At 70.2% G+C, this 19550-nt stretch carries 1 protein-coding gene; it reads right to left on the reverse strand.

All coding sequences use genetic code 11. The annotated features are described in order from the left end of the window. Nucleotides 1-40: 40 nt before the first annotated feature. Nucleotides 41-19531 carry an SDR family NAD(P)-dependent oxidoreductase gene (locus P3G67_RS19160; protein WP_391858293.1) on the reverse strand — a complete coding sequence of 6497 codons (19491 nt, stop codon included), beginning with the start codon at nt 19529-19531 and terminating at the stop codon, nt 41-43. Nucleotides 19532-19550: the final 19 nt, after the last annotated feature.

Here is a 19550-nt window from a genome sequence, read left to right on the forward strand (position 1 = left end):
AAATGGTCGAGATCGTCGCGGTGGTCGGTGTTGGAATCGCTCAGCCCTTGCCGAACCTCTTGTCGATGAAGTCGAAGAGTTCGTCGTCGCTGGCCTCTTCGAGGACGTCCGCCGCGCCGCCCTCCGCCGCGCCGCGGACGTCGTTCCACTTCGCCAACAGCGACTGCAGCCGTACCGCGATACGGGCCTGCGCCGCCTCGTCCGGCACCAGCTCCGAGACATCGTCCGGTGCCAGCGCGGACAGGGCGTTCTCCAGCCGGTCCAACTCCTCCAGTACGGAGTTCTTCGGCTCCCCCGCCGCGTCCGGTACGACCTCGGCCAGCAGGTACTCGGCGAGCACGGCCGGGGTCGGGTAGTCGTAGATCAACGTGGCCGGAAGCCGCAGTTCGGTGGCAGCGTTCAGCCTGTTGCGCAGTTCCACCGCGGTCAGGGAGTCGAAGCCCAGCTCGCGGAACGCCTGACCGGCACCGACCAGCTCGGCCGAGGCGTACCCGAGCACCGCGGCGACCTGGGCACGTACCAGGTCCAGCACCGTGCGCTCCCGCTCGGCCGCCGACAGCCGCGACAGCCGCTGCGCGATGCTCTCCCGTCCCGCCGTGCCGCCCTGGTCGGGCCGCGCGCTCCGGCGGCCCGGAGTGCGGACCAACCCCCGAAACATCGGGTGCAGTTCGCCCGTCGCGGCGGCAGCCCGCAGCTTGGCGAAGTCAAGCCGGACGGGCACCAGTACGGCCTCGCCGGTTGTGACGGCGGCGTCGAACAGCGCCAGGCCCTCGTCGGCCGCCAACGGCACCATGCCGCCGAGTGCCGTACGCGTCCGGTCCGCCGCCGCCAACCGTCCTGCCATACCGCGTTCTTCCGCCCACATGCCCCAGACCAGCGAGACCGCCGGGAGCCCCTGGGCGCGCCGGTGCCGGGCAAGGGCGTCCAGGAAGACGTTGGCCGCCGCGTAGTTCGCCTGTCCCGCGGCGCCCAGGGTGCCCGCCGCAGCGGAGAACATCACGAACGCGGACAGGTCGCGGTCCTTGGTGAGGTCGTGCAGGTTGACCGCGGCGTCGACCTTCGGCCGCAGCACCCCGGCCAGCCGCTCGGGGGTGAGCTTGTCGACCACACCGTCGTCCAGCACCGCGGCGACATGCGCGACGGCCGTCAACGGGTGTTCCGCCGGGACCCGGTCCAGGACTTCGGCAAGCGCCGCACGGTCGGCGGCATCGCAGGCCGCCACCGTGACGTGTGCGCCCAACTCGGTCAGCTGGTCGCGCAGTTCGGCCATGCCCTCGGCTGCCTCACCGCTGCGGCTGACCAGTAGCAGACGGCGTGCGCCGTGCTCGGCCACCAGATGTGTGGCGAGCAGCCGTCCCAGGCCGCCGGTGGCGCCGGTGATCAGGACGGTTCCCTCGGGCTCGATGGTCCGAGTGACGTCCCCGGCCGCCGTCTCGACCCTGGCCAGCCTCGGTACGTAGGCCGCGCCCGCGCGCAGGGCCAGTTCGGGCTCACCGGAGGCGATGGCTCCCGGTACGGCCTCGTATGTCGAGGCGGTCGCGTCGAGGTCGAGCAGGACGATCCGGTCCGGGTTCTCCGACTGCGCCGAGCGGGCCAGCCCCCAGACCGGGGCGGCCGCCAGGTCCGTCGGCAGCCCGTCGCCACCGGTGTCGACCGCGCCCCGGGTGACCAACACCAGCCGTGCCGAGCCGAACCGCTCACCGGCCAACCAGGTTTGCAGTGTGCCGAGCGCACGGGTGGCCGCGTCATGGACCGGCGCCGCTACCGCTTCGGGCGTGTTGTGCAGGACGGGCACGAGGACGGCGTCCGGTACCGGATGGCCGGCGGCGATGGCCGCGTCCAGTGCCGCCAGGTCCTCGAACGCCTCACCCAGGACACCCAGCTCGTGGTCCGCGGCGCCCACGATGGCATAGCGGCCCGGTGTCGCCGCGGCGACGGGAAGGTGGGTCCAGTTGAGACGGAACAGTGCGTCGTTGTGCGTGGCGAGCTGTTCCGTCTGGTCCACGGCGAACGGGCGCAGGGCCACGGCGGCCACTGACGCCACGAGATTGCCCGACTCGTCCGCCGCAGTCAGGGACACGGTGTCGTCCCCTTCCGGCACGATCCGCACCCGCAGCGCCGAGGCACCGCTGGCATGCAGGCTCACACCGCGCCACGACAGCGGCAGCGCGTCACCGGGAATGTGCGGGGCGCGGGCGTGCAGGGCCGCGTCGAGGAGCGCCGGATGCAGAGCGAACCGGGTGGCGTCGGACTGTTGTTCCGGCGCGAGGCGCACTTCCGCGTAGATCTCGTCGTTGTGCGTCCACACCTTGTGCAGGCCCTGGAACACCGGTCCGTGCACCAGTCCGGCGGCGGCGAGGTGGCGGTAGACCTCGGCCGCGTCGGACGGCGCGGAGGTGGCACCGGCTGGCGGCCATTCCGCCAGGCCGGGCTGCGGCTCGGGACCGCCCTGTGCGGCAAGTACGCCGATGGCGTTGCGGGTCCACGGCAGGTCGGGCCGTACGGCGTCGCCGGTGGCCTCGTCCGGGCGCGAGTGCACGGACAACGCGCGCCGCCCCGACTCGTCGGACGCGCCCACCGTGACGCGCAGTTGGACACCACCGCGCTCCGGCAGCACCAGCGGCGCATCCAGGGTCAGCTCGTCCAGCGCACCGCACCCCACCTGCTCCCCAGCGTGTATCGCCAGTTCCACGAAGGCCGACGGCGGCACGACGACCGCGTCGAGCAACGTGTGGTCGGCCAGCCAGGGGTGGCTCTGGACCGACAACCGGCCGGTGAGCAACACCCCGTCCGAGTCCGGAAGTTCCACCGCCGCACCGAGCAGCGGATGTCCGACGGCTCCGAGTCCGACGGACGCCACGTCCTCGTACACCGCGAAGGTGTCGACCCAGTAGCGCTGGTGCTGGAAGGCGTAGGTGGGCAGGTCGACGCGTTGGGCGCCGGTTCCGGCGTAGTACGCCCGCCAGTCAACGGCGATGCCGCTGACGTGGGCCTGGGCCAGCGCGGTGGTCACGGTCTCGGCTTCCGAGCGTCCGGCCCGCAGTACCGGGACGAACACCGCGCCCTCCGACGTGACGCACTCCTGGGCCATGGCCGACAACACACCATCCGGCCCCAGTTCGAGATACGCCGTCACCCCCTCCGCCTCCAGCACACGGATGCCATCGAGGAAACGCACGGCCTCACGCACATGACGCACCCAGAAGTCAGGCAGGCAGATCTCCTCAGCGGTGACCAACGCACCCGTCAGGTTGGAGACGATCGGAATCCGAGGAGCCTCGTACCTCAGCCCCTCCGCCACCTTACGGAAATCCGCCAACATGCCGTCCATATGCGCCGAGTGGAACGCATGGCTCACCGTCAACCGCTTGGTCTTACGACCCAACTCCTCAAACCGCCCAGCGACCGCCAGCGCCTCACCCTCATCACCAGCGATCACAACCGACGTCGGACCGTTGACCGCCGCAACACCAACCCCATCGGTCAACCACGGACCCACCTCGTCCTCCGCGGCCTGCACGGCGATCATCGCACCACCACCAGGCAGCTCCTGCATCAACCGGCCACGAGCCGCCACCAACGCACACGCATCAGCCAGCGACAACACACCAGCGACATGCGCCGCGACCAACTCACCGATCGAGTGCCCAGCCAGGAAGTCGGGCCTGATGCCCCACGACTCCACCAACCGGAACAACGCCACCTCGACCGCGAACAACGCAGGCTGCGTATACGCCGTCTGATCCAACAACCCCGCATGCGAACCGAACAGCACCTCATACAACGGGCGCTCCAGGTGCCCGTCCAACTCGGCGACCACCGCATCCAACGCATCCGCGAACACCGGATACGCCTCATACAACTCCCGACCCATACCAAGCCGCTGACTACCCTGCCCCGTGAACAGGAAGGCCGCCTTGCCGTCGGTACCCATCTCGCCGTGTACCACGCCCACGTCGGGCGAGCCCGCTGCCAGTGCGCGCAGACCCTGGAGGAGCTCGTCTGTGTCCCGCGCGACCACAGCGGCCCGGTGCTCCAGCGCCGCCCGGCCGGTGGCCAGCGAGAATCCCACGTCCACCGGCCGTAGTTCGGCGTTGTCCGTGAGGTGGGCCAGCAGCCGCTCGGCCTGGTCGCGTAGTGCGGGTTCGGTCCTGGCCGAGAGCAGCCATGGCGTGATGGCGTTGTCCGACACCTGTTCCGTGCCGGATGTGTCCGCTGCGGGGGCCTGTTCAAGGACGGTGTGCGCGTTGGTGCCGCTGACTCCGAAGGAGGAGACGGCGGCTCGCCGCGGCCCCTGTGTCTCCGGCCACTGCACGGTTTCGGTCAGCAGGGCGACATCGCCCTCGGACCAGTCCACATGCGGTGTCGGCTCGTCGACGTGCAGGGTCTGCGGCAGCATCCCGTGCTGCATGGCCAGCACCATCTTGATCACACCGGCGACACCGGCCGCGGCCTGCGTGTGGCCGATGTTGGACTTGATCGAGCCGAGATAGAGCGGGCGACCTTCGGGCCGGTTCTGGCCGTACGTCGCCAGCAGCGCCTGCGCCTCGATCGGGTCGCCCAGCGTCGTACCGGTACCGTGCGCCTCAACAGCGTCAACGTCGGACGCGTTCAGCCCCGCACTGGCCAGCGCCTGCCGGATCACCCGCTGCTGCGACGGACCATTCGGCGCCGTAAGCCCGTTACTCGCACCATCCTGGTTCACCGCACTACCACGCACGATCGCCAGCACCGGATGACCGTTGCGCCGGGCGTCCGACAACCGCTCAACCAGCAGCATGCCGACACCCTCACCCCACCCCGTACCGTCGGCCGCGGCAGCGAACGCCTTAACTCGTCCATCCGCCGCCAAACCACGCTGACGGCTGAATTCGATGAACGCACCCGGCGTGGACATCACCGTCACGCCACCGGCCAGCGCCAGCTCGCACTCGCCGTTGCGCAGCGCCTGCACCGCGAGATGCAACGCGACCAGCGACGACGAGCACGCCGTATCGACCGTCACGGCCGGGCCCTCAAGCCCGAACGTGTACGAGAGCCGGCCGGATACGACGCTTGCCGAGTTTCCGGTGCTCATGAAGCCGTCGCCGCCGCCGACCGAGTTCAGTACCAGGGAGAGGTAGTCCTGGCCGTTGGTGCCGACGAAAACTCCGGCCTGACTGCCGCGCAGCGTCGCCGGGTCGATCCCGGCCCGCTCGAACGCCTCCCACGACGTTTCCAGCAGCAGCCGCTGCTGCGGGTCCATCGCCAGCGCCTCACGCGGCGAGATACCGAAGAACGCGGGGTCGAACTCGCCTGCCTCGTAAAGGAAGCCGCCCTCGTTCGCGTAGGAGGTGTTCTGGCCGTCGGAGTGCGGGTCGTAGAGCGACTCGACGTCCCACCCACGATCGGTCGGGAACTCCCCAATGGCATCGACACCGGACGCCAGCAGCCGCCAGAGGTCCTCGGGATTGCGTACTCCGCCGGGGAAGCGGCAGCTCATCGCGACGATCGCGATCGGATCGTCGTCCGCCGCCCGCACCACGGGACCGGTGATCGCTGCCTGGACGCCCAGCAGTTCACTGCGCAGGTACTCCGCCAACGCGGCCGGAGTCGGATAGTCGAAGATCAGCGTCGCGGGCAACCGCAACTCGGTCGCCGCACCAAGACGGTTGCGCAACTCCACAGCGGTCAACGAGTCGAAACCAAGCTCCTTGAACGCCCGGTTGGCGCCGACCGATTCGGCACCGGCGTGCCCGAGCACGACCGCCACGGCACCGCGCACCAGGTTCAGCAGCTCGCGGCCCTGCTCGGCCTCGGAGAGCCCGACCAGCCGCCGCACGAGCGAGGAGTCGACGCCTCGGCTTTCGTCAGCCGAGGAGGACGTGCCAGCGCTGCTCTTGTTCAGGGCACGGCGTGCCTCGGGCAGATCGGCGAACAGCGGGCTGGGGCGTACGGCGGTGAAGCCGGGTGCGAACCGCTCCCAGTCGATGTCGGCGACGGCCAGCACGGTCTCGTCCTGGTCCAGCGCGTGCTGTAGGGCCTCGATCGCCAGATCGGCGGCCATCGGCGGCACACCGCCCAGCCGCATCCGACGCTCCAACTCCTCATCGGCCGCCATACCGCCGTCGGCCCACGGTCCCCAGGCCACCGAGGTTCCGGTCAGGCCCTCGGCGCGCCGCTGTTCGGCCAGCGCGTCCAAGTAGGCGTTGGCGGCGGCGTAGTTGGACTGGCCAGCGGTGCCCCAGACACCGCTCACCGATGAGAACAGTACGAACGCGGACAGGTCGAGCTCGCGGGTCAGCTCGTGCAGGTTGAGCGCGGAGGCCGCCTTCGCCTGCCACACCTTCTCGAAGCGCTCAGGCGTAAGTGCGTCCAGCACACCGTCGTCCAGCACACCCGCGGCATGGATGACCCCGGTCAGCGGTTGCTCGGCCGGAATGCCAGCCAGCAGCTCCGCCAGCGCGTCGCGATCCGCCACATCACAGGCCGCGATCACCACCTCGACACCAGTGGCAGCCAACTCGGCTTGCAGTTCGACAGCACCCGGAGCGTCCATACCCCGACGACTGGTCAGCAACACACGCCCGACGCCGCGACGCACCAGCCAACGGGCCACCTCAGCACCCAACGCACCCGTACCACCAGTGACCAGCACCGTGCCACTCGGCACCCACGAGCCACCCTCGGCACCATCCTGCGGGGCACGAACAAGCCGACGCCCGAACACCCCCGCCGAACGCACCGCAACCTGATCCTCAACACCAACCGCGCCAGCCAGCACCCCCACCAACCAGGACAACACCCGCCCATCCACCGTCTCCGGCAGATCAACCAGCCCACCCCAACGCTCCGGATGCTCCAACCCCACAACCCGACCCAGACCCCACACCCCAGCCTGAGCCACATCACGCAACCGATCCGACGCCGCAACCGACACCGCACCCCGCGTCACACACCACAACGGCGCCACCACACCGGCATCACCCAACGCCTGCACCAACACAGCCGTCGACACCACACCCGGCAACACCGACACCACACCAACCAGCGACCCACCCAACCCGGCAAGCCGCTTCGCCAACACACCGCGGTCAGCGTCAAACACCAACTCCCGAACACCGGCCCCACGCCCGGCCAGCCCCGCCACAACATCCGCCGAAGCCCCCACCTCCGGCACCACAACCAACCACTCACCAGACAACCGCGACGCCGCAGAAACCCCACCCAACGAACGCCACGCCACCCGATAACGCCAACCGCCAGCGAAGTCCTCCCGCGTTTCCGTGGAGATCTCCGGCCAGTAGCGCTGACGCTGGAAGGCATAGGTCGGCAGGCCCACCCGACGCGCGCCGGTACGGGCGAAGAACGCCTCCCAGTCCACGGTCACACCACGCACATGCGCCCGAGCGACCGCAGCCGTCAGCGTCTCCGCCTCAGCACGCCCACCACGCAGCACCGGAACGAACGCCGCTTCCTCGGCCGTGACGCACTCCTGCGCCATCGCCGACAACACACCATCCGGCCCCAGCTCAACGAAGGTCGTGACGCCCTCGGTCTCCAACGCCCGCACACCGTCCAGGAACCGCACGGTCTCCCGAACATGCCGAACCCAGAACTCCGGCGAGCAAATCTCCTCCGCCGTCACCAGAGAACCGGTGAGGTTGGAGACGATCGGAATGCGGGGAGCCTCATACGTCAGCCCCGCGGCCACCTCGCGGAAGGCGTCCAGCATCCCGTCCATGTGCGACGAGTGGAACGCGTGGCTGACAGTCAGCCGCTTGGTCTTACGACCCCGCGCCTCAAAACCAGCCGCGATCTCCAGAGCCGCAGCCTCATCACCCGCGATCACCACCGACGTAGGCCCGTTGATCGCCGCGATACTCACGCCCTCGACCAGCAGCGGCGCGACCTCGTCCTCCGCCGCCTGGACCGCCACCATCACGCCGCCACCCGGCAGCTCCTGCATCAGGCGGCCACGAGCGGCCACCAACGTGCAGGCATCATCCAGCGACAACACACCAGCGACATGCGCCGCGGCCAACTCGCCGATCGAGTGCCCGGCCAGGAAGTCAGGCTTCAGCCCCCACGACTCAACGAGCCGGAACAGCGCCACCTCGACCGCGAACAACGCGGGCTGCGTGTAGGCAGTCTGGTCCAGCAGGCCGCCGTCGGCTCCGAAGATCACATCCCGCAGCGGTACTTCGAACCGTTCACACACCGCGTCCAGGGCTTCGGCGAAGACCGGGTAAGTCGCGTAAAGCTCGCTGCCCATCCCGACGCGCTGGCTGCCCTGCCCGGTGAACAGGAAGGCCACCTTGCCGCCCACCGGCGAGCCCTGCACCACACCAGCGGCCTCACGCCCCTCAGCCAGAGCCTCCAGCCCGGCCAGCAACGCCTCACGCTCGTGGGCAACCACCACCGCACGGTCCTCGAAAACCGAGCGGCCAACCGCCAACGAGAAACCAACATCAACCACACCAGCCTCGGCCTCGGCCAGCACATGGTCGCGAAGACGCCGCGCCTGATCACGCAACGCATCCCCACCCTTGGCCGACAAGACCACCGGCACAACCGGCGCCGCAACACCACCCTCAACCGCGAAGACATCCGCCTCGGGAGCCTGCTCGATGATCGTGTGCGCGTTGGTACCGCTGAAGCCGAACGACGAGATACCGGCCCTCCGTGGCCCCTGTGTCTCCGGCCACTGCACGGTTTCGGTCAGCAGGGCGACATCGCCCTCGGACCAGTCCACGTGCGGTGTCGGCTCGTCGACGTGCAGGGTCCGCGGCAACACACCATGCCGCATCGCCAACACCATCTTGATGATCCCCGCCACACCGGCCGCCGCCTGCGTGTGACCGATGTTCGACTTGATCGAACCCAGATAGAGCGGGCGCCCTTCGGGCCGGTTCTGGCCGTACGTGGCGAGCAGTGCCTGCGCCTCGATCGGGTCGCCCAGCGTCGTACCGGTACCGTGCGCCTCCACGGCGTCCACATCAGCGGCGTCAAGCCCCGCACTGGCCAGCGCCTGCCGGATCACCCGCTGCTGCGACGGACCGTTCGGCGCCGTAAGCCCGTTACTCGCACCATCCTGGTTCACCGCACTACCACGCACGATCGCCAGCACCGGGTGGCCGTTGCGCCGGGCGTCCGACAACCGCTCGACCAGCAGCATGCCGACGCCCTCACCCCACCCCGTACCATCCGCGCCCGCCGCGAACGCCTTAACCCGACCATCCGCCGCCAAACCACGCTGACGGCTGAAGTCGATGAAGGTGCCGGGAGTGGACATCACCGTCACACCACCGGCCAGCGCCAGGTCGCACTCGCCGTTGCGCAGCGCCTGGATCGCCCAGTGCAGCGCGACCAGCGACGACGAGCACGCCGTATCCACGGTGACCGCCGGGCCTTCGAGGCCGAAGACGTAGGAGAGCCGACCGGAGACGACGCTCGCCGCGTTGCCCGTGCCCAAGTGCCCTTCGAGGCCCTCGGGTTCCTGTAGCAGGAGGGAGAGGTAGTCCTGGCCGTTGGTGCCGACGAAGACTCCGGCCTGACTGCCGCGCAGCGTCACCGGATCAATACCCGCGCGCTCGAACGCCTCCCACGACGTCTCCAGCAGCAACCGCTGCTGCGGGTCCATCGCCAGCGCCTCACGCGGCGAGATGCCGAAGAACGCCGGATCGAAGTCGGCCGCGTCGTAGAGGAAGCCGCCCTCGCGGGTGTACATCGAGCCCGAGGCGTCCGGGTCGGGATCGTAGAGCGACTCGACGTCCCAGCCGCGGTCCATGGGCAGCCCGGAAATCGCGTCACCACCGGATGCCAACAGCTCCCACAGGTCCTCCGGCGATCGCACACCGCCGGGGAAGCGGCAGCTCATCGCGACGATCGCGATCGGATCGTCGTCCGCCGCCCGCACCACGGGACCGCTGATCGCTGCCTGGACGCCCAGCAGTTCACTGCGCAGGTACTCCGCCAACGCGGCCGGAGTCGGATAGTCGAAGATCAGCGTCGCGGGCAACCGCAACTCGGTCGCCGCACCAAGCCGGTTGCGCAACTCCACAGCGGTCAACGAGTCGAAACCAAGCTCCTTGAACGCCTGCTGGGCCTCGACCTCCTCCACGTCGGAGTGCCCCAGTACCTCGGCCACATACGTACGGACGAGTTCGAGGGTGACGCGCTCTCGTTCCGCCTCGGACAGTCCGATGAGACGCTGGGCCAGCGTCGAGCGCGCATCGCCGTCGGGAACGGCGGGCGCGGTGCTCCGGGCTTCGGGGAGTTCGGCCAGCAGCGGGCTGGGGCGTACGGCGGTGAAGCCGGGTGCGAACCGCTCCCAGTCGATGTCGGCGACGGCCAGCACGGCCTCGTCCTGGTCCAGCGCGTGCTGTAGGGCCTCGATCGCCAGATCGGCGGCCATCGGCGGCACACCGCCCAGCCGCATCCGACGCTCCAACTCCTCATCGGCCGCCATACCTGCTGCCCAGGCACCCCAGGCAACGGACGTCGCCACCAGGCCGTCCGCGCGCCGCTGTTCGGCCAGCGCGTCCAAGTAGGCGTTCGCAGCCGCATAGTTGGCTTGGCCGGTGCTGCCTAGCGTGCCGCTGATCGATGAGAACAGTACGAACGCGGACAGGTCGAGCTCGCGGGTCAGCTCGTGCAGGTTGAGCGCGGAGGCCGCCTTCGCCTGCCACACCTTCTCAAAGCGCTCAGGCGTAAGTGCGTCCAGCACACCGTCGTCCAGCACACCCGCGGCATGGATGACCCCGGTCAGCGGTTGCTCGGCCGGAATGGCGGCCAGCAGCTCCGCCAGCGCGTCGCGATCCGCCACATCACAGGCCGCGATCACCACCTCGACACCAGTGGCAGCCAACTCGGCTTGGAGTTCGACAGCACCCGGAGCGTCCATACCCCGACGACTGGTCAGCAGCACACGCCCGACGCCATGACGCACCAGCCAACGGGCCACCTCAGCACCCAACGCACCCGTACCACCAGTGACCAGCACCGTGCCACTCGGCACCCACGAGCCACCCTCGGCACCATCCTGCGGGGCACGAACAAGCCGACGCCCGAACACCCCCGCCGAACGCACCGCAACCTGATCCTCAACACCAACCGCGCCAGCCAGCACCCCCACCAACCAGGACAACACCCGCCCATCCACCGTCTCCGGCAGATCAACCAGCCCACCCCAACGCTCCGGATGCTCCAACCCCACAACCCGACCCAGACCCCACACCCCAGCCTGAGCCACATCACGCAACCGATCCGACGCCGCAACCGACACCGCACCCCGCGTCACACACCACAACGGCGCCACCACACCGGCATCACCCAACGCCTGCACCAACACAGCCGTCGACACCACACCCGGCAACACCGACACCACACCAACCAGCGACCCACCCAACCCGGCAAGCCGCTCCGCCAACACACCACGGTCAGCGTCAAACACCAACTCCCGAACACCGGCCCCACGCCCGGCCAGCCCCGCCACAACATCCGCCGAAGCCCCCACCTCCGGCACCACAACCAACCACTCACCAGACAACCGCGACGCCGCAGAAACCCCACCCAACGAACGCCACGCCACCCGATAACGCCAACCGGCCTCACCCGAAGGACGGCCAGCGGCTCGCGTGATCTCCGGCCAGTAGCGGCGCCGCTGGAAGGCATAGGTCGGCAGCTCGACCCGGCACGCTCCCGTGCCCTTGAAGAGTGCCTCCCAGTCCACGGCCACACCACGCACATGCGCCCGAGCGACCGCAGCCGTCAGCGTCTCCGCCTCAGCACGCCCACCACGCAGCACCGGAACGAACGCCGCTTCCTCGGCCGTGACGCACTCCTGCGCCATCGCCGACAACACACCATCCGGCCCCAGCTCAACGAAGGTCGTGACGCCCTCGGCCTCCAACGCCCGCACACCGTCCAGGAACCGCACGGTCTCCCGAACATGCCGAACCCAGAACTCCGGCGAGCAAATCTCGTCGGCCGACACCAGAGAACCGGTGAGGTTGGAGACGATCGGAATGCGGGGAGCCTCATACATCAGCCCCGCGGCCACCTCGCGGAAGGCGTCCAGCATCCCGTCCATGTGCGACGAGTGGAACGCGTGGCTCACGGTCAACCGCTTGGTCTTACGACCCCGCGCCTCAAAACCAGCCGCGATCTCCAGAGCCGCAGCCTCATCACCCGCGATCACCACCGACGTCGGCCCGTTGATCGCCGCGATACTCACACCGTCCACCAGCAGCGGAGCAACCTCGTCCTCCGCCGCCTGGACCGCCACCATCACACCGCCACCCGGCAGCTCCTGCATCAGACGACCACGAGCGGCCACCAACGCACACGCATCATCCAGCGACAACACACCAGCGACATGCGCCGCGGCCAACTCACCAATCGAGTGCCCGGCCACGAAGTCAGGCCGCAGCCCCCACGACTCCACCAACCGGAACAGGGCCACCTCAACCGCGAACAACGCGGGCTGCGTATAAGCCGTCTGGTCCAACAGGCCACCATCAGCCCCGAAGATCACCTCTCGCAGCGGCAGTCCAACCCGCTCACACACCGCGTCCAACGCCTCAGCGAACGCCGGATAGATCTCATACAGCTCCCGACCCATCCCGAGCCGCTGGCTGCCCTGCCCCGTGAACAGGAACGCCATCTTGCCTTCGGAGGCGTTCCCCTCCACCAGCGCGGCGGAAGTGCGGTCCGCCGCCAGGTCGGCCAGGCTCGTGAGCAGTTCGTCCCTTCCGGGGGCCACGACCACCGCGCGGCGGTCCAACGCGGCGCGCGTGACGGCCTGCGAGTACGCGACGTCCAGCAGGGCCAGGCCGGGCTCCGCCTCAAGGTGGGTGCGCAGCCGCTCGGCCTGTGCGCGCAGCGCGGCGCCCGACCTGCCGGAGAGGGCGACGGGAACATACGGCAGCCGCGCCGACGGCTCCGCGACGGGCGGTGCGTCGGCGGGCGGTGCCTGCTCGATGATGGCGTGTGCGTTGGTGCCGCTGTAGCCGAAGGAGGAGATGCCGGCGCGGCGCGGCTGTCCCGTCTCCGGCCACCGCACGGCCTCGGTCAGCAGGGCGATGTCACCCGCGGACCAGTCGACGTGCGGCGTGGGCTCGTCGATGTGCAGGGTCTGCGGCAGCACGCCGTGCCGGATCGCCATCACCATCTTGATGACTCCGGCGGCACCGGCAACGGCCTGGGTGTGGCCGATGTTGGACTTGACCGAGCCCAGGTAGAGCGGCCGTCCCTCGGGACGGTCCTTGCCGTAGGTGGCCAGCAGTGCCTGCGCCTCGATCGGGTCGCCGAGCGTCGTTCCGGTGCCGTGCGCCTCGACAGCGTCCACGTCACGCGCCGACAGCCCGGCCGCGGCCAGTGCCTGGCGTATCACCCGCTGCTGCGACGGACCGTTCGGCGCCGTGAGCCCGTTGCTCGCGCCGTCCTGGTTGATGGCGCTGCCGCGCAGCACGGCCAGTACCGGGTGGCCGTTGCGCCGCGCGTCGGACAGCCGCTCGACGAGCAGCATGGCGACGCCCTCCGACCAGCTCGTACCGTCGGCGGCGGCGGCGAAGGCCTTGATGCGGCCGTCCGCGGCCAGCCCGCGCTGGCGGCTGAACTCGGTGAACGCGCCGGGCGTGGACATCACCGTCACCGCCCCGGCCAGCGCCAGTGTGCACTCGCCGTTGCGCAGTGCCTGGGCGGCCAGGTGCAGCGTCACGATCGAGGACGAGCAGGCAGTGTCGACGGTGAGCGCGGGCCCCTCAAGGCCGAACGTGTACGAGATGCGTCCGGAGGCGACGCTGGCCGCGTTGCCGGTGCCCAGATGTCCTTCGAGGCCGTCGGGGTCCTGCAACCACAGGGTCAGGTAGTCCTGGTCGTTGGAGCCGACGAACACTCCGGTGCGGCTGCCGCGAAGCGCCGTCGGGTCGATGCCCGCTCGTTCGAACGCCTCCCAGGAGGTTTCCAGCAGGATCCGCTGCTGGGGGTCCATCGCCAGCGCCTCACGCGGCGAGATGCCGAAGAACGCCGAGTCGAAGTCGGCGACGTCGTGCAGGAAGCCGCCCTCGCGTGCGTAGCTGGTGCCTTCGCGGTCGGGGTCGGCGCTGTAGAGCGCGTCAAGGTCCCAGCCGCGGTCGGTGGGGAACCCGGAGATGCCGTCGCCCCCGGCGGCCAGCAACTGCCACAGGTCCTCCGGCGACCGCACGCCGCCGGGGAAGCGGCAGCTCATCGCCACGATGGCGATCGGATCGTCATCGTCGGCCCGCGCCACGGGGCCGACCAACTCGGTCTGGTCACCTAGCAGTTCGGTGCGCAGGTACTCGGCGAGGGCGACGGAGGTGGGATAGTCGAAGACCAGTGTGGCGGGCAGCCGTAGCCCGGTGGCGTCGCTGAGGAGGTTGCGCAGTTCGACGGCGGTGAGGGAGTCGAAGCCCAACTCCTTGAAGGCACGGCCGGATTCGACCGTTGCCGGGCCGGGGTAGCCGAGCACCGCGGCGACCTGGGTACGTACCAGGTCCAGCAGGAGCCGGTCCTGTTCCGGCGCGGTCAGGCCCGCCAGTTGCCGGGCCAGGGCCGACTCGCCGCCGAGCCCGGCTCCGGCGCCACCGGCGGCGCGCCGTATCGGGGTGCGGACCAGTCCGCGCAGCAGCGGTGACATCGCGCCCGCGGCGGCCTGGGTGCGCAGCGCGGAGACGTCGACGCGCATCAGTACGAGCTGTGGCTCGTCGGTGTGTGTCCGCGCGAGGTCGAACAGTTCCAGGCCCTCGGCCGTGGACAGCGGGGGCAGTCCGGAGCGGCGCAGTCGGCGGAGGTCGGTCTCGTCCAACGTGGCGGCCATACCGCCGGATTCGCCCCAAAGGCCCCAGGCCAGCGCGGTGGCGGGCAGGCCCTGGGAGCGGCGGTGCTGGGCGAGGGCGTCGAGGAACGCGTTCGCCGCGGCGTAGTTGGCCTGGCCGGGGCCGCCGAACACGCCGGAGGAGCTGGAGAACAGCACGAACCCGGACAGGTCCAGGTCACGGGTCAGCTCATGCAGGTTCCAGGCGCCGTCGACCTTGGGTCGGAAGACCCGGTCGACGCCCTCGGGCGACTGGGAGGCGAGGATGCCGTCGGCCAGTACGCCGGCGGTGTGGACCACGGCGGTCAGCGGATGCGCGGCGGGGATCGCGTCCAGCACACCGGCCAGCGCGTCCCGGTCAGCCACATCGCAGGCGGCCCAGGTGACCTCCGCGCCCAACGCGCCGATTTCCGCGGTGAGTTCGTCGGCATTGGCGGAGTCGGCGCCAGCGCGGCTGACCAGTAGCAGATGGCGCACTCCGTGCTCGGCCACCAGATGCCGGGCGAACAGCCCGCCCAGCATGCCCGAGGCGCCGGTGATCAGCACGGTGCCTTCCGGGTCGTACGGGCGCGGCGCCGCATCGGCCTCGACCGCGACCCGGGCCAGTCGCGGGGCGCGGGGTATGCCGCCGCGTAGCGCCAACTGCGGTTCCTCCACGGCCAGTACGGCGGGCAGTGCCTGCCGTGACTCGGGCTGGTCGTCGAGGTCGAGCAGGGTGAAACGGTCCGGGTTCTCCGACTCGGCGGACCGGATCAGCCCCCAGACGGCGGCGAGCACCGGATCGGCGGTCGCGTCGGCGCCGACCGCCACCGCGCCCTGGGTCACCACGACGAGCCGTGAACCGGCGTACCGCGCATCGTCCAGCCAGGTCTGCGCCAGCTCCAGCGCGCCGCCAACCGCAGCGCGTACCGCCTCAGCGGGTGCGTAGGGGACCAGCACGCGGTCGGGTACGCGAGCGGCCCCCGACTCGACGGCCGCGGTCAACGCGGCCAGGTCCGGATAGGTGTCCGCGGCCAGGCCCAGGGTGTCGTCGCCGATGACCGCCAGTGACAGGGACGTGGGCTGTGCTGCCGTCGGGAGCTCCGCCCAGTCCAGGCGGAACACCGACTCGTGGTACGCGGCGCGTGCCGCCCGTACCTGCTCGGCGGACACCGCGCGCAGCACCAGCGACTCGACCGTCGCGACCGGCGCACCGGTGACGTCGGCGATCTCCAGCCGCACACCCTGCGCACCGGTCGCCACCAGCCGCACCCGCAGCGCGGAAGCGCCGCTGGCGTGCAGCGACACGCCGCTCCAGGCGAACGGCAGCCGCCCGCCGTCGGAGTCGCCCAGCACGCCCAGCCCGAGCCCATGCAGTGCGGAGTCCAGCAGTGCGGGGTGCAGGGCGAAGTCCGTAGCCTGCGACTCGGCCGCCTCGGGCAGCCGTACCTCCACGAAGACCTCGGCGCCACGCCGCCAGGCCGCCCGCAGGCCCTGGAACGTGGGACCGTAGTGCAGCCCGGTGGCCGCCAACTCCTCGTACAGACCGGCGAGGTCCACTTCCTCGGCGCCCTTCGGCGGCCACTCGGCAAGCGTGTCGACGCTGGCCTGCGGGGCTCCGGAGGCCAGTACGCCGGTGGCGTGCCGGGTCCAGGGCTCCTCGGCGGGGGCGTCCTGGAGCCGGGAGGACAGACTGAAGGATCGGAAACCGGCACCGTCCACGGCGCCGACCACGATCTGGAAGCGGACGCCGCCGCGCTCAGGCAGTACCAGCGGCGCTTCGAGGGTCAGCTCCGCCAGCCGGTCGCAACCGACCTGGTCACCCGCGCGTATCGCCAGTTCCACGAAGGCGGTTCCGGGCAGCAGAACGGTGCCCATGACCGCGTGGTCGGCAAGCCACGGGTGGGTGTCGAGGCCGAGTCGGCCAGTGAGGAGGAATCCGTCGGAATCGGCGAGCGGCACGGCCGCGCCCAGCAGCGGATGGTCGGCCCTCTCAAGCCCGGCGGACGTCACATCGCCCACCGGGGAGCCCGGCTCCAGCCAGTAGCGCTGGCGTTGGAAGGCGTACGTGGGCAGGTCCACGCGGCGGGCTCCCGCGAAGTACGCCTGCCAGTCGACGGGGAAGCCGTTGATGTGGGCCTGGGCCAGGGCCGTGGCCAGGGTTTCGGGCTCGAAACGGTCGCGTCGCAGCACGGGAACGAACGTCACGCCGTCCGACGTCACGCAGTCCTGGGCCATCGCCGACAGGACCCCGTCCGGCCCGAGTTCGACGTAGGTGGTGACGCCCTCGGCCTCCAACGCCCTTACGCCGTCCAAGAACCGGACGGCCTGGCGCACGTGGCGGACCCAGTAGTCGGGGGTGCCGATCTCTTCCGCGCCGACCAGCGTGCCGGTGAGGGTGGAGACGATCGGGATGCGCGGGGCGGCGAACGTGAGCCTCGACGCCACCTCGCGGAACGTCTCCAACATCCCGTCCATGTGCGGCGAGTGGAACGCGTGGCTCACGGTCAGGCGCTTGGCCTTACGCCCCTGCGTCTCAAAACCGGAAGCGATCTCCAGGACCGCGTCCTCGTCACCCGCGATCACCACCGACGTGGGCCCGTTGATCGCGGCGATGCTCACGCCCTCGACCAGCAGCGGAGCAACCTCGTCCTCCGCCGCCTGGACCGCCACCATCACGCCGCCGCCGGGCAGTTCCTGCATCAACCGGCCACGAGCGGCGACCAACGCGCAGGCATCCTCCAGCGACAGCACACCAGCCACATGGGCGGCGGCCAACTCGCCGATCGAGTGCCCGGCCAGGAAGTCAGGCTTCAGGCCCCACGACTCGACGAGCCGGAACAGCGCCACCTCAACGGCGAACAACGCGGGCTGCGTGTAACCGGTCTGGTCCAGCAACTCGGAGCGCGAGCCGAACACCACGTCCTTCAGCGGAAGTTCGAACCGCTCACACACGTCGTCCAACGCCTCGGCGAAGACGGGATATGCCTCGTAAAGCTCCCGTCCCATCCCCAATCGCTGGCTGCCCTGGCCGGTGAACAGGAAGGCGAGCTTGCCGCCCACCGGTGAACCCTCAACGACCCCGGCCGCGCCGCGCCCTTCGGCCAGTGCCTCAAGGCCGGCCAGCAGGCGGTCGCGGTCCGGTGCGACAACGGCCGCGCGGCGTTCGAACGTCGACCGGCCGAGCGCGAGCGAGTGGCCGATGTCGGCCAGCCCGGCCGTGCTGTTGGCCAGCACGTGGTCCCGAAGTCGCCGTGCCTGCTCACGCAGCGCGTCCGTGCCCCTGGCCGACAGGACCACCGGCACAACAGGCAGGGAAGCGGCGTCCCCATCCGGTGCATCCGCCTCGGGGGCCTGCTCGATGATCGTGTGGGCGTTGGTGCCGCTCACTCCGAACGCCGAGATGCCCGCGCGGCGCGGCTGGCCGGTCTGCGGCCAGTCCTGTGCCTCGGTGAGCAGCGAGACGGCGCCCGCTGACCAGTCGACGTCCGGCGTCGGCTCAGCGACGTGCAGCGTCTGCGGCAGCACACCGTGCCGGATCGCCATCACCATCTTGATGATTCCGGCGACGCCCGCGGCGTTCTGGGTGTGACCGAGGTTCGACTTCAACGAGCCCAGCCACAGCGGGCGCTCCGCCGACTTCTCCTGGCCGTAGGTGGCGATCAGCGCCTGCGCCTCGATGGGGTCGCCCAGCCGGGTGCCGGTGCCGTGGGCCTCGACGGCGTCGATCTGGTCGGCGGTGAGCCGGGCGTTCTCCAGCGCCTGCCGGATGACTCGTTGCTGCGAGGGACCGTTGGGTGCGGTGAGGCCGTTGCTCGCGCCGTCCTGGTTGACGGCCGAGCCGCGTACCACCGCCAGCACCGGGTGCCCGTTGCGCCGGGCGTCGGACAGCCGCTCCACCAGCAGCACGCCGACGCCCTCGGACCAGCCGGTGCCGTCCGCGTCGGCCGCGAAGGACTTGCAGCGGCCGTCCGGGGACAGTCCGCGCTGGCGGCTGAACTCCACGAAGACATCGGGCGTGGCCAGTACCGTCACGCCCGCCGCCAGGGCGAGCGAGCACTCGCCCTGGCGCAGCGCCTGCACGGCGAGGTGGAGCGCGACCGACGAGGAGGAGCAGGCGGTGTCGATGGTGGCCGCCGGGCCTTCGAGGCCGAAGACGTAGGCGAGCCGCCCGGACACCACGCTGGAGGCGGTACCGGTGAGCAGATGGCCCTCGACGCCGTCCGGCAGCTCGTACTGACCTGCGCCGTAGGCCTGGGAGGAGGCGCCGACGAAGACACCGGCCCGGCTGCCGCGCAGCGCCGCCGGGTCGATCCCGGCCCGCTCGAACACCTCCCAGGAGGTTTCCAGCAGCAGCCGCTGCTGCGGGTCCATCGCCAGCGCCTCACGCGGCGAGATGCCGAAGAACGCCGGATCGAAGTCGGCGGCGTCGTGCAGGAAGCCGCCCTCGCGCGCGTAGAACGTGCCTTCCCGGTCCGGGTCCGGGTCGTACAGCGACTCGATGTCCCACCCACGGTCGGTCGGGAAGCCGGAGATCGCGTCCCTGCCCTCCGCGACCAGCCGCCACAGATCCTCCGGCGACCGTACTCCGCCGGGGAACCGGCAGCTCATGCCGATGATCGCGATGGGTTCCCGCGATGCCTCGGTGAGCTGTTGGTTCTGTCGGCGCAGCCGCTCGGTTTCCTTGAGTGAGGCCCGTAGCGCTTCAACGATCTTTTCGTTGGGGGTGGTCATGATGTTCTCCGCACTTCGG

The sequence above is a fragment of the Streptomyces silvisoli genome (assembly GCF_029269905.1).
GTDB lineage: Bacteria > Actinomycetota > Actinomycetes > Streptomycetales > Streptomycetaceae > Streptantibioticus_A > Streptantibioticus_A silvisoli_A.

Excerpts from the sequence above, each read along its gene's own strand:
- P3G67_RS19160 (WP_391858293.1), bottom strand. The coding sequence starts at position 19,531 with ATGACCACCCCCAACGAAAAGATCGTTGAAGCGCTACGGGCCTCACTC.